Source organism: Xanthomonas sp. D-36-1 (assembly GCF_017746155.1).
GTDB classification, from domain to species: Bacteria; Pseudomonadota; Gammaproteobacteria; order Xanthomonadales; family Xanthomonadaceae; genus Xanthomonas; species Xanthomonas cissicola.
Genome location: NZ_JAGHWR010000035.1, coordinates 62,532 through 74,923 on the forward strand (window position 1 = coordinate 62,532; position 12,392 = coordinate 74,923).

General features: G+C 66.0%; 11 protein-coding genes. All 11 read right to left on the reverse strand.

The genetic code is table 11. The features are described from left to right. Positions 1-49: 49 nt before the first annotated feature. On the reverse strand, positions 50-1,789 hold the full coding sequence (gene recJ, locus J7367_RS11380) for a single-stranded-DNA-specific exonuclease RecJ (protein ID WP_057660030.1): 1,740 nt from the start codon (positions 1,787-1,789) through the stop codon (positions 50-52). After that, on the reverse strand, positions 1,786-2,706 hold the full coding sequence (locus J7367_RS11385; protein WP_057660033.1) for a hypothetical protein: 921 nt from the start codon (positions 2,704-2,706) through the stop codon (positions 1,786-1,788). The genes recJ and J7367_RS11385 overlap by 4 nt, the downstream gene beginning before the upstream one ends. A 16-nt stretch (positions 2,707-2,722) precedes the next feature. Continuing rightward, positions 2,723-3,187, reverse strand: a complete 465-nt coding sequence (greA, locus tag J7367_RS11390; RefSeq protein WP_003486289.1) for a transcription elongation factor GreA — start codon at positions 3,185-3,187, stop codon at positions 2,723-2,725. 8 nt (positions 3,188-3,195) lie between these two features. Further along, positions 3,196-6,438: a carbamoyl-phosphate synthase large subunit gene (gene carB / locus J7367_RS11395; RefSeq protein WP_007973506.1), complete on the reverse strand. Its 3,243-nt coding sequence runs from the start codon at positions 6,436-6,438 to the stop codon at positions 3,196-3,198. Positions 6,439-6,446: 8 nt separating this feature from the next. After that, positions 6,447-6,890: a hypothetical protein gene (locus J7367_RS11400; protein WP_007962953.1), complete on the reverse strand. Its 444-nt coding sequence runs from the start codon at positions 6,888-6,890 to the stop codon at positions 6,447-6,449. Further along, positions 6,890-8,065: a glutamine-hydrolyzing carbamoyl-phosphate synthase small subunit gene (gene carA, locus J7367_RS11405; RefSeq protein ID WP_042674829.1), complete on the reverse strand. Its 1,176-nt coding sequence runs from the start codon at positions 8,063-8,065 to the stop codon at positions 6,890-6,892. Before carA ends, J7367_RS11400 begins: the two co-directional genes overlap by 1 nt. 239 nt (positions 8,066-8,304) lie before the next feature. Further along, positions 8,305-9,021 (reverse strand): 4-hydroxy-tetrahydrodipicolinate reductase, encoded by a 717-nt coding sequence (dapB, locus tag J7367_RS11410; RefSeq protein ID WP_007962949.1) that lies wholly within the window; start codon positions 9,019-9,021, stop codon positions 8,305-8,307. Between the two features lie 408 nt (positions 9,022-9,429). Further along, positions 9,430-10,149 (reverse strand): MOSC domain-containing protein, encoded by a 720-nt coding sequence (locus J7367_RS11415; RefSeq protein WP_057660035.1) that lies wholly within the window; start codon positions 10,147-10,149, stop codon positions 9,430-9,432. Continuing rightward, entirely contained in the window at positions 10,146-11,348 is a 1,203-nt protein-coding gene (locus tag J7367_RS11420) for a PLP-dependent aminotransferase family protein (RefSeq protein WP_057660036.1), read from the reverse strand. Before J7367_RS11420 ends, J7367_RS11415 begins: the two co-directional genes overlap by 4 nt. Positions 11,349-11,575: 227 nt before the next feature. Further along, the gene (locus J7367_RS11425) at positions 11,576-12,076 is read right to left on the reverse strand and encodes a hypothetical protein (protein ID WP_022559070.1); all 501 of its coding nucleotides are present in this window, start codon (positions 12,074-12,076) and stop codon (positions 11,576-11,578) included. A gap of 60 nt (positions 12,077-12,136) precedes the next feature. Continuing rightward, positions 12,137-12,391: a DUF6587 family protein gene (locus tag J7367_RS11430; protein ID WP_022559069.1), complete on the reverse strand. Its 255-nt coding sequence runs from the start codon at positions 12,389-12,391 to the stop codon at positions 12,137-12,139. Position 12,392 lies beyond the last annotated feature (1 nt).

Here is a 12,392-nt window from a genome sequence, read left to right on the forward strand (position 1 = left end):
ATGATGCCAAGTGCGACTGTCGCAAACCTCGGGGCGCCAAGACCGCAGATCAGCCAGTGACTGTAGCCGGCTCGCAATGCTCCACGATCAACTGCACTGCCGTGCCGCCGCGATAGTCGTCGGCGACCAACCGATACGCCAGCCGCACCAAGCGCGCGGGATCGCTGCCACGCCAACCGTTGAAGTGGATGGCATTGAGCGGTTCCGCGCGTCCGGGGCACCGCAGGGTCAACTTGAGGTGGCGTTCCTTGAGCACGCGGTGCTGCAGCACCTCGAACTGACCATCGAACAGCGGCTCGGGAAAGCCCTGCCCCCATGGACCGGCCACGCGCAGCGCTTCGGCGTGCAGGTGATCGAGTTCGTGCGCGGCCAGTTCGCCGTCGCTATGCAATTGGGCATGCAGCAGCGAGGCATCCACCATCGCCGTCACCTGCGCCTGGAAGGCCTGCTCGAACGTGGCCAATGCCGCATGGTCGATACTCAACCCGGCTGCCATCGCATGGCCGCCGAACTTCTGGATCAATCCGGGATGCCGCGCGTCCACCGCCGCCAGCACATCGCGGATATGCAGGCCGGGAATCGAACGCGCCGAACCCCGCAACTGGCTGCTGCCCGGCTCGGCCGGTGCCAGCGCGATCACGGGACGGTGCAGGCGGTCCTTGAGTTTGGAGGCCACCAGACCGATCACGCCCGGGTGCCATTCGGCGTCGAACAGGCATGCGGCGATCGGCAATGCACCATCGCCATCGAGCACCACCTTGGTGACGGCGTGCTCGGCATCGTCGGTCATCAACTGCTGCACCGCGCGGCGCTCGGCGTTGATCTCTTCCAGCGTGCCGGCAATCTCGCGGGCCTGACCCCAGTCTTCGCTGAGCAACAGTTCGATACCCAGCGCCATGTCCTCCAGCCGCCCGGCGGCATTGAGTCGTGGCCCGAGCGCAAACCCGATATCGCTGGCGCTCAGCCGCGCCACATCGCGGCCGCTGGCATCGATCAAGGCACGCAACCCGATGCAGCCCTTGCCCTCGCGCAGGCGACGCAATCCGGCCGACACCAGCGCACGGTTATTGGTGTCCAGCGGTACCAGATCGGCAACGGTGCCGACTGCGACCAGATCCAGCAGCACCGACAGGTCGGGCTCGGCGCGCTGGGCGAAGGCGCCGCGTGCGCGCAACACCTTTCGCAATGCGAGCAACACGTAAAAGATCACCCCGACCCCGGCCAGGGTCTTGCTGGGGAAGGTGTCTTCGGCCAGGTTCGGGTCGACAATCGCATCGGCCGGCGGCAGCACCTCGCCTGGCAGATGGTGGTCGGTGACCAGCACCGTCCAGCCGCGCGCCTTGGCTGCGGCGACGCCAGCGTGACAGGCGATGCCGTGATCGACGGTGACCAGCACATCCGGCTGCAACGCCGCCAGTTCGTCGACCAACGCAGGCGACAAGCCATAGCCATGCACCATGCGATTGGGCACGGCGTGATGCACATCCAGCGCACCGAGCATGCGCAGGCCGCGCACACCGACGGCACAGGCGGTGGCGCCATCGCAGTCGAAATCGCCCACCACCAGAATGCGCCGTTGCTGCGCGATCGCATCGGCCAGTAGCTCGGCGGCCACGCCGCTGTTGCGCAGCAATTCCGGCGACAACAGCTGACCCAACCGCGGCTGCGCGCCTTGCGCATCGGTGACACCACGCGCTGCATAGATGCGGCGCAGCAGCGGCAACATGGTATCGGGCCAACTGCCGGCCTGCCCGGAGGGGCGCCGCACGATCCGCGGACTCGAGGTCATTGCGCCAGCTGCACCCGCGGCTTGCGCCAGAAACGCCAGCGCTGCGCGTGCGTGAGCGACACGCTTTCGCCGTCCTGAAAGTCCAATACCAACCGATCCAGTTCGCCGCGCGCCATCGCCGCCAACAGCGGCGCCACCGCATCGTCGCTGAACTGCTGCAGCGAACGCAGATGACGCAGATCCACCAGCGCATCGACGCGTTGTTCGCCCTGCGCGTCGGCACCTGCCGCCAGCGCCAGCGCGCGCAGCATCGATTCGCGGCTGCGCACCTGGCGATGCGGCGAACTCACCGAATGCGGCAGGACGCCGCCACCCCAGAACCACAGCGAATTGATGGCCGGCTTGCCGCTGGCGACGCGGCCTTCGTTCCACGGATGCTGATGCAGCAGCACCTGCGCTTCGGTCAGCAAGGCCCGCCAACGGCGCCCGCTGTCGCCGGCCGGCAGGTGCTCGAACAAGTCGTCGCCAATGGCGACATCGGGCGCCGCGAAGTCCGGCAATTTCGCATCCGGCGACAGGCGCAGATACCAACGCGATGGCGTGGGCGCGTCCAGCAGAAAACCGGCATCGCCGAACATCGGCTTGAGGATGGGCAAGAGCACCGCCAGATCGTCGGCGGTGGGGCCGAGCGCCTCGCCATAGCCCATCAACCGCGCACCCTGCATGTCCGGGACCACATAGGCCGGATCCGCGCGCACCCAGGTGGCGCCGGCGGCATCGCCGGCATCCAGCTGGCGCGTCAACGCGGCCACCGGCCAGTGCGCCGGAGTCAGACTGAAATGGCGCTGCAATTGCGCCACTTCGCCGGCGTCGGCGGTGTGCCCGTCGGCGCGCGCAAGCGCACGCGCCACTGCCGTATCGCCCAGGGTTCCGGGCAGGCAGCGTTTTTCCGGCAGCAGCAGCGTGGCGGTGGTCATCGCGCGGTGATGCCGGTCAGTCCAGGTAGGCGACGCTGACGACTTCGTACTCGCGCTGGCCGGCCGGCGCATCGATGGTGACCGAATCGCCTTCCAGCTTGCCGATCAGCGCACGTGCCAACGGCGAGGAGATCGCAATCAGGCCCATCTTGATGTCCGCTTCCAGATCGCCAACGATCTGGTAGCGCTTCTCTTCGTCGGTCTCGGTATCGGCCAGCGTCACCGTGGCGCCGAACACGATCTTGGTGCCGGCCGACAACTTGGTGATGTCGATGATTTCGGCATGCGACAGCTCGCTTTCCAGTTGCTTGATGCGGCCTTCGATAAAGCTCTGTTGCTCGCGCGCCGCATGGTATTCGGCGTTTTCCTTCAGATCGCCGTGCGCACGCGCCTCGGCGATCGCATTGATCACCTCCGGGCGCTTGACCGACTTCAGGTGTTCCAGCTCTTCGCGCAGGCGCTGCGCGCCCTTCGATGTCATGGGTGCTCTCATGCTTCCAGCTCCTTGTGCAGTTCCTGCAGCGACCACACGGGGCCGGTGCCGCGGAATTCCAGCGATTGCACCAGCGCCTTGGCGCCGGCGACAGTGGTCGAATAGGTCACGCGATGCTGCAGCGCTTCGCGACGGATCGAGAACGAATCCGAAATGGCAGCGCGACCTTCAGTGGTGTTGACGATGTAGACGATCTCGCCGTTCTTGATCGAATCGACGATGTGCGGGCGGCCTTCGGCCACCTTGTTGACGATTTCGCAGCTCAGCCCGTTCTGCTGCAGCCAGGCACCGGTACCGCGCGTGGCCACCAGCGTGAAGCCACGCTCCACCAGCGCCTGCGCCACCGGCAGCACGCGCTGCTTGTCCGGGTCGCGCACCGAGACGAAGGCCTTGCCCAGCGGCGGCGCCTTGATGCCACCGGCTTCCTGCGCGCGCGCGAACGCGGCGCTGAAGCTGCGGCCCACGCCCATCACCTCACCGGTGGAGCGCATCTCCGGCCCGAGGATCGGGTCCACGCCCTGGAACTTGGCGAACGGGAAGATCGCTTCCTTCACCGAGTAGTAGTCCGGCACGATTTCCTTGGTGGCGCCCTGCTCGGCCAGCGTCTTGCCGGCCATGCAACGTGCGGCGATCTTGGCCAGCGGCATGCCGATCGCCTTGGACACGAACGGCACCGTGCGCGAGGCACGCGGGTTCACTTCCAGCAGGTACACGATGTCGTCGCCCGCCTCGTTGACCTGCACCGCGAACTGGGTGTTCATCAGGCCGACCACGTTCAAGCCTTCGGCCAGCATCACCACCTGGCGGCGCAGCTCGGCCTGGGTCTGCGGCGAGAGCGAATACGGCGGCAGCGAGCAGGACGAATCGCCCGAATGCACGCCGGCTTCTTCGATGTGTTCCATCACCCCGCCGATCAGCACGTTACCGTCCTTGTCGGCAATGATGTCCACGTCCACTTCCACCGCGTTGTCGAGGAAGCGGTCCAGCAGCACCGGCGAATCATTGGAGACCTTGACCGCATCGCGCACGTAGCGCGCCAGGTCGGATTCGCCATAGACGATTTCCATCGCACGGCCGCCCAGCACGTAGCTCGGGCGCACCACCAGCGGGTAGCCGATTTCGCGCGCCAGCACCAAGGCTTCTTCGGCATTGCGGGCGATGCGGTTCGGCGGCTGCTTCAGGCCGAGCTTGTCGACCAGTTGCTGGAAACGCTCACGGTCCTCGGCCAGATCGATCGAGTCCGGTGAAGTGCCGATCACCGGCACGCCATTGGCTTCCAGCGCACGCGCCAGCTTCAACGGGGTCTGGCCGCCGTACTGCACGATCACGCCCTTGGGCTTTTCCAGCTCGACGATTTCCAGCACGTCTTCCAGCGTCAGCGGCTCGAAGTACAGGCGATCGGAAGTGTCGTAATCGGTGGAGACGGTTTCCGGATTGCAGTTGACCATGATGGTTTCGAAACCATCGTCGCGCAGCGCCAGTGCCGCGTGCACGCAGCAGTAATCGAACTCGATGCCCTGGCCGATGCGGTTGGGGCCACCGCCCAGGATCATGATCTTGTCGCGATCGGTCGGCAGCGCCTCGCATTCGTCCTCGTAGGTCGAATACAGGTAGGCCGTGCTGGTGCCGAATTCGGCAGCGCACGAATCCACGCGCTTGTAGACCGGGCGTACCTTCAGCGCGCGGCGCAGCGTGCGTACCGATTCTTCGTTGCTGCCGATCAGCTGCGCCATGCGCGCATCGGAGAAACCGGCACGCTTGAGCATGCGCAGGCGCGGTGCATCCAGCGCCGCCATGCCGTCGTCGGCCAACTGCTGTTCGTGGCTGATGATTTCTTCGATCTGGTCCAGGAACCAGGGGTCGATGAACGACAGCGCATACACATCGGCCACCGTCATGCCGGCACGGAAGGCATCGGCGACGTAGAACAAGCGCTCCGGGCCCGGTGCCTTCAGCTCGCGCTTGAGCGTGGCGATGTCGTCTTCGCTGCTCAGGTCCAGACCGGTCGGGTCCAGGCCGATCTTGCCGGTTTCCAGGCCACGCAGCGCTTTCTGCAGCGATTCCTGGAAGGTGCGGCCCATCGCCATCACCTCGCCGACCGACTTCATCTGCGTGGTCAGGCGCGCATCGGCCTGCGGGAATTTTTCGAACGCAAAGCGCGGGATCTTGGTGACCACATAGTCGATCGACGGCTCGAACGAGGCCGGGGTCAGGCCACCGGTGATCTCGTTCTTCAATTCGTCCAGCGTGTAGCCCACCGCCAGCTTGGCGGCGACCTTGGCGATCGGGAAGCCGGTGGCCTTGGAGGCCAGCGCCGAGGAACGCGACACGCGCGGGTTCATTTCGATGACGACCACGCGGCCGGTGGTCGGGCTGATGCCGAACTGCACATTCGAGCCGCCGGTATCCACACCGATCTTGCGCAACACCGCGATCGAGGCATCGCGCAGGCGCTGGTATTCCTTGTCGGTGAGCGTCTGCGCCGGTGCCACGGTGATCGAGTCGCCGGTGTGCACGCCCATCGGGTCGAGGTTTTCGATGGCGCACACGATGATGCAGTTGTCCGCGGTGTCGCGCACCACCTCCATCTCGAATTCTTTCCAACCCAGCACCGACTCTTCCACCAGCACTTCGGTGGTCGGCGACAGTTCCAGGCCGCGGCCAACGATCTCGATCAGCTCTTCGCGGTTGTAGGCGATGCCGCCGCCACTACCGCCCAGGGTGAAGCTGGGGCGGATGATGGTCGGGTAACCGACGCGGGTCTGGATCTCCAGCGCTTCTTCCAGCGTGTGGGCAACCGCCGCCGTCGGGCAATCCAGGCCGATCTCGCCCATCGCCACGCGGAACAGCTCGCGGTCTTCGGCCATGCGGATCGCTTCGCGCTTGGCGCCGATCAGCTCGACGTTGTACTTCTCCAGCACCCCGTGGTCGGCCAGGTCCAGCGCGCAGTTCAGCGCAGTCTGCCCGCCCATGGTCGGCAGCAGGGCATCGGGCTTTTCCTTGGCAATGATTTTTTCGACCGTCTGCCAGTTGATCGGCTCGATGTACACGGCGTCGGCCATGTTCGGGTCGGTCATGATGGTGGCCGGATTGCTGTTGACCAGCACCACGCGGTAACCCTCGTCGCGCAGCGCCTTGCACGCCTGCGCACCGGAGTAGTCGAACTCGCAGGCCTGGCCGATGACGATCGGGCCGGCGCCGATGATGAGGATGGTTTTAAGGTCGGTGCGCTTTGGCATGGGGGTCCTCAGTAAAGTCGGTCCTGCCACGCCGTAGCGGCGAGCCAGGTAATTTGGTCGGGCGATCGGGCATCGATCGCGCCATGGTCGACCGCGGCGCGAACCTCTCGCTGCATCGCGGCCCAGCTGGGAGCGGCGGCGCCGATGCGCGCGCCAATCCCGTTGTTATGCGCATCCATCGCGCGGCTCGGCGTGCCAACGCCACCGCGTTCCATCACGGCAGTCACCCAATCCACGCAACGCGGAGACAAGGTGTAGGCGACGATGGCGCTCGCAAGGCTGTGTCGGTAGGCATCGGCCGGGCCGTTGCGCCCGCCGGGGAGGCCGGAACCCAACCACTGCGAATACACCGCAATCAACACGAACGCCGGATACGTCGACAGCGCGAGCATCGCCAACGCAAACACCCGCCAATGGCGTGTGCGCGGCAGCGAGGCCAGCCCTGTTTTCATCAGGCGCGTGCCGCCATCAGATCCACGAACCGATCGAACAACGGCCCCACATCGCGCGGGCCGGGCGAGGCTTCCGGATGGCCCTGGAACGAGAACGCCGGGGCGTCGGTCAGCGCGATGCCCTGGTTGGTGCCGTCGAACAGCGACCGATGGGTCACCCGCACATTGGCCGGCAAGGTGCTTTCATCCACTGCAAAACCGTGGTTCTGCGAGGTGATCATCACCCGGCCGCCGTCCAGGTCCTGTACCGGGTGGTTGGCGCCGTGATGGCCAGTGGTCATCTTGAGCGTCTTGGCACCAGCGGCCAGCGCCAGCAACTGATGGCCCAGGCAGATGCCGAAGGTCGGCACCTTCTGCGCGATCAGTTCCTTGATCGCATCGATCGCGTAGTCGCACGGCTCCGGGTCGCCCGGGCCGTTGGACAGGAACACGCCATCGGGTTGCAGCGCCAACACCTCGGCCACCGGCGTGCGCGCCGGCACCACCGTGACGTCGCAGCCGCGCTCGGCCAGCATGCGTAGGATGTTGAGCTTCACGCCGTAGTCGTAGGCCACAACCTTGAATGCGAGTCCCTCGCCAGAGCCCGCACTTCCATGCGCGGACTTTCCAATATTCAACGCACCCAGACCCAAAAAGCTGTCTGAGTTCAGATCCAGCGAGCCTTCCTTCCAGGTGTACGTGCTCTCGGTCGAGACCACCTTGGCCAGATCCATGCCTTTCAGGCCGGGGAACTTGCGTGCGGCTTCCAGCGCTTTCTCGACGTCGATGTCGCCGGCCATCAGCGCACCGTTCTGGGCGCCCTTCTGCCGCAGCAGGCGGGTCAGCTTGCGGGTGTCGATGCCGGAGATGGCGACCACACCGCGGGCCTGCAGCCATTCCGGCAAGGCCACCTGGCTGCGCCAGTTGCTGGGGCGGCGCGGCACATCGCGCACGATCAGGCCGGCCGCCCAGATCTTGCGGGCCTCGTCGTCCTGGTCGGTGAAGCCCGTGTTGCCGATATGCGGATAGGTCAGCGTGACCATCTGGCGGGCGTAGGAGGGATCGGTCAGGACTTCCTGGTAGCCGGTCATGGCAGTGTTGAACACCACTTCACCGACAGAAAGCCCGTTGGCGCCTACGGATTCGCCCTCGAACACGGTGCCGTCTTCGAGGACAAGGATTGCGGGTTGGGTCACGTGGGGGTCTCGCTCTGGCTGCCTGGGACTCCGATGCGCTCCCGGCCAAATTCCGGTTGCAGCAAAGCGCGGACGCGGTGCTGGGGACCGGTCCGACGCTGGTTCGGGCAAGCGAGAATTGTAAAGGCAACTGCCCCGCCATGCCAGTCTGAAGAGCATCGGATGCCGTCACGGCATCAACGCTGAGGCATGAATAGGCCGCGAGGTGCGGCTACCATTCATGCATGGCTGCGGCGCGCTTACAGCACCAGGTCGCGTACGCGGTAGCTGCCTGCCGGCTTGCCGATCAGCCGCTTGGCCGCATGCAAGGCACCGCGCGCGAAGATGTCGCGGTTGGTTGCGCGGTGCACCAGCTCGACCCGCTCGCCCAGCCCGGTGAACTGCACGGTGTGTTCGCCAACGATGTCGCCGGCACGCAGGCTGACATAGCGCGGCTGCGCGCCGCTGCCGGTCGCCGCTTCGCCCAGCGTCAATGCGGTGCCGGAGGGTGCGTCCTGCTTGTGCACGTGATGCGCTTCGAGGATGTCGCAGTCCCACCCCGGCAAGGTGCCGGCCGCGCGTTCCACCAGCTCTGTCAGCACCGCAACGCCCAAACTGAAGTTGGACGCCCAGACCAGCGCAATCTGCTGGGCGGCATCGCGCAAGGCCGCACGTTGCGCTTCGTCGAGCCCGGTGGTGCCGGACACCAGCGGCTTGCCGCGCTGCGCGCACAACGCCAGGATCGGTGCGAAGCCCTGCGGCAAACTGAAGTCGATGGCCACATCGAACGCAGGCGCGCCGCCGAGTTCGCTGGCAGCGAAAAACGGCACCCCATCGACCACGCGCTGGGACGGCGAGCGGCCCACCACGGCGCCGACCACCTGCACGGTCTGGTCTTCGGCAGCCAAGCGCAGCAACGCCTTGCCCATCCGCCCGGAGGCGCCGTGGATCAGAACTTTCACAGCAGAGGTTGTCATGGCGGCAGGCTGGCTTGGCGATGTGGGGTGGTACACGATAGCCGGGATTGGGGATCTGGGATTAGCGATTCGTCACCGCGGTGCCCCATTGCGCGCGATGCGGCGTTGCGCGGTGATGCGACCGGTACTGTCGAGGCGCGCGACGAGGCGTGGCGAACGGCTCCTGGATATGTACTGCCGAGTGGAGAGCCACAGATGCGACTGGACTCTGCCGATTCCGCAAGCCGGCACGCAGCCAACCCTATGAGGCGATGATGTCGGCCGCTCTACGCGTGGCTATCGCAACGTAGCGCGCAATCGTCACGCAGGCGCGGACTGCGCGGCGCAAGCGCATACACATGCCGTACTGGCCGACGTACGCAGCGACCACATCCGCCTGACGCTGCGCAGTAGTTTCGTTATCCCTCCTCAGTCGCCGATCCCATCCAGCCGCTTGCTCCAGCTTTCCACTTCGCTGCGCTGCAGGCGGCGTTCGAAAAGCGTGCGCCAGGACGGCACGAGCGGCAGCTGCAATACCGCGGTGACAGCTGCAACATCGACCTGGCGTGCGTACAGCACCTGCTGAAGACGCGACAGCGGCCACTCCGGATGCGGCCGCGCCTGCAGGGTCAGCAGGTCGCCGGCCGCGACGCTGCCCGGCTGCAGCACGCGGTAATACCAGCCGGTACGGCCGGTTTCCTGCACCCGCCGCGCCAGTTCGCGCACACCAAAACGGTCCGACAGCTTCCAGCACGGTTGTCGCAACTGCGACACCTCCACCACCGCCGTGCCCAAGGTGAAGCGATCGCCGAGACAGACATCGGCTTCGGTCACGCCCACACTGCTGAGGTTTTCGCCAAAGGCACCTGCAGCCTCAAGCAACACGTGCGGACCAAGTTCATCGCGCCAGGCAGCGTAGTGATCGCGCGGGTAATGATGGATGGCCTTGTCCGGCCCGCCATGCACGCGCCGGTCGCCTTGCTCGTCGCCCTCCAGGCCTTCGAGGCCCACCTGCACCGCTCCCTGCAGCGCGCGCTTGTCGATCGCGCTGCGGCTGCCAGGGCGAGTGAAGTCGCGCGCGCTGCCGATGGCAACGTGATCGATCCTGATCGCGATCGGCGCACCCTGCTCCGCCGTCGCCACCGTCACCCGCCCAGCCCCGGCAACTCGGCCAGCGCCTCGCGCAACAGCTCGCCCAGCACCTGGATGCCGGCATCGATCTTCTCGCCGGGCACGGTGACGAACGACAGGCGCAGCGTATTGGTCTGCGGCAAGGTGGCGAAGAACGGCGCGCCGGGAACGAACGCGACATTGCGCGCGATGGCCCGCGCCAGCAACGCGGTCCCGTCTAGACCCGGTGGCAAGGTCACCCACAAGAACATGCCGCCCTCCGGGCGATTCCACTGCACCTGCGGCGGGAAGTGCCGGTCCAGCGCCTCCAGCATCAGGCTGCATTGACGCGCGTACAGCGCACGGATCTGCGGAATATGGGTCTGGAGAAAATCGTCCTGCAGCGTCTGGTACACCACGCGCTGCGTGAACGATGGGGTGTGCAGATCGGCCGCCTGCTTGGCCTGGATCAGTTTTCCCAGCACCGCTTCGGGCGCCACCACATAGCCCAGCCGCAGGCCGGGCGCGAGCACCTTGGAAAAGGAGCCCATGTAGATGACGCCTTCCGGGTTCATCGACAACAGACTCGGCAACGGTTGCCCGCTGTAGTACAGCTCGCCATACGGGTCGTCTTCCACGATCGGCACGCCTGCCTCGGCCGCGCGTGCCACCAAGGCCTGGCGACGCGCCAACGGCAAGCGCCGGCCGGTGGGATTCTGAAAATTCGGCAGGCAGTAGAGAAAGCGCGCATCGGCCAGCAACGACGGATCCAGCGCATCCACCACCACGCCGTCCTCGTCCGAAGGCATGCCGACGAATGCCGGCTGGAACAACGAAAACGCCTGCAATGCGCCCAGGTAGCTCGGCGTTTCCACCAACACCTTGCTGCCTTCGTCGATAAAGACCTTGCCGAGCAGGTCCAGGCCTTGTTGCGAGCCGGTGGTGATCAGCACCTTGCTAGGCCGGATGCTGGCGCCGTCGCGACTCAGCCGCGCGGCCACCCATTCGCGCAGCGGCGCATAACCTTCGGTTGGGCCGTATTGCAGTGCCGCCTGCGGGGCGTCGCGCAGCACCTGGTCGCTGGCTGCGCGCATGCGCTCCACCGGAAAGGTGGCCGGCGACGGCAGGCCGCCGGCGAAGGAAATGACCTCCGGCCGTTCGGTCACCTTGAGGATTTCGCGAATCGCCGAACTGGTCAGCGCCTGCGCACGTCGGGAGATCTGGAAGGAAGTTGTCATGGCGCAAGCATAGCGAACGCCAGTGGCTGCGGCGCTGTGCAGTGCAGCGACGGATCGCTGGCCGCGTGCCTCGCCCGGCACGCAGTCCAAAGGCCACCAGCACGTCGCCGGCCATCGCCAGGCAACCATGGAGGATGCACTGCAGCTGCCCTGGCCGCATGACACAAGCCGCACCCAGCGACGACCGCGCCAGCGGGCAACAAGCGCAGTCGTTTGGTCAACTGCGCTTATTGATAGGCCGGGCCGACCCAGGCAGTGCCTTCGCTGTGGGCGATGAGTGTCTTCCAGCGCTTGCGGATCACCTTGTCGCGTGTGCGAAAGGTCATGCGCACGCCCGGCAGACCGAGCGTGGCGCGGGTTTCGACCATCGCCGAGTGTTCGTCTGCGGCGATGTCGATCTTGGTGATCGACTGCTTGTAGTCGATCAGCTCTTCCGGATCGGCCACGTGGCTCATCTGCCGCAGCACCTGCGCCCATTCGCCGTTGGACTTGCAATATTTTTCGCGGTTGGCGGTCTGCCGCTGCTGATGCGAATCCATGCGGTACAGCATCACCATTTCGAATTCCGGCGCGGCCATCGCGCAGAGCGCCTCGCCGTCCTGGCTCAACATCGCCTTGTCGTGCGCGGCATAGAAATCGCGCACCTGCTTCTCGTCGAGTGCGTTGCCGCCATAGTTATAAAGGCCCGCAACGGCGGCCAGCACCGCCAACAACACCAGCAAACGCATCACCGCCCCCTTGTCTGGCCGCGTCCTGCGGCCGCGCAAGTGTAGACCAGACGACGCGGGTCAGTGGCTGCGGGGCGGTGTCGGGCCGCAGCTGTCGCAACCGCCGCAGGCCGAGACGGTTTGGGCGGCAGGCGGTGCCACGCGACGCCCCAGTGCCTGCATCCATGCCGGCCGCCCGTTGCGCAGCAGCCCAAGCGCAAGCGCGCCACGCAGGCGACGCAGCACACCGGGAAACTGTTTCTTCATCACCACCCACAGGCTCACCAGCACTGCGATGGCGATCACCAGGTACTGCAGCGTGAGCGAAAGCGTCATC

Excerpts from the sequence above, each read along its gene's own strand:
- recJ (WP_057660030.1), bottom strand. The coding sequence starts at position 1,789 with ATGACCTCGAGTCCGCGGATCGTGCGGCGCCCCTCCGGGCAGGCCGGC.
- J7367_RS11385 (WP_057660033.1), bottom strand. The coding sequence starts at position 2,706 with ATGACCACCGCCACGCTGCTGCTGCCGGAAAAACGCTGCCTGCCCGGA.
- greA (WP_003486289.1), bottom strand. The coding sequence starts at position 3,187 with ATGACATCGAAGGGCGCGCAGCGCCTGCGCGAAGAGCTGGAACACCTG.
- carB (WP_007973506.1), bottom strand. The coding sequence starts at position 6,438 with ATGCCAAAGCGCACCGACCTTAAAACCATCCTCATCATCGGCGCCGGC.
- J7367_RS11400 (WP_007962953.1), bottom strand. The coding sequence starts at position 6,890 with ATGAAAACAGGGCTGGCCTCGCTGCCGCGCACACGCCATTGGCGGGTG.
- dapB (WP_007962949.1), bottom strand. The coding sequence starts at position 9,021 with ATGACAACCTCTGCTGTGAAAGTTCTGATCCACGGCGCCTCCGGGCGG.
- J7367_RS11420 (WP_057660036.1), bottom strand. The coding sequence starts at position 11,348 with ATGACAACTTCCTTCCAGATCTCCCGACGTGCGCAGGCGCTGACCAGT.
- J7367_RS11425 (WP_022559070.1), bottom strand. The coding sequence starts at position 12,076 with ATGCGTTTGCTGGTGTTGTTGGCGGTGCTGGCCGCCGTTGCGGGCCTT.
- J7367_RS11430 (WP_022559069.1), bottom strand. The coding sequence starts at position 12,391 with ATGACGCTTTCGCTCACGCTGCAGTACCTGGTGATCGCCATCGCAGTG.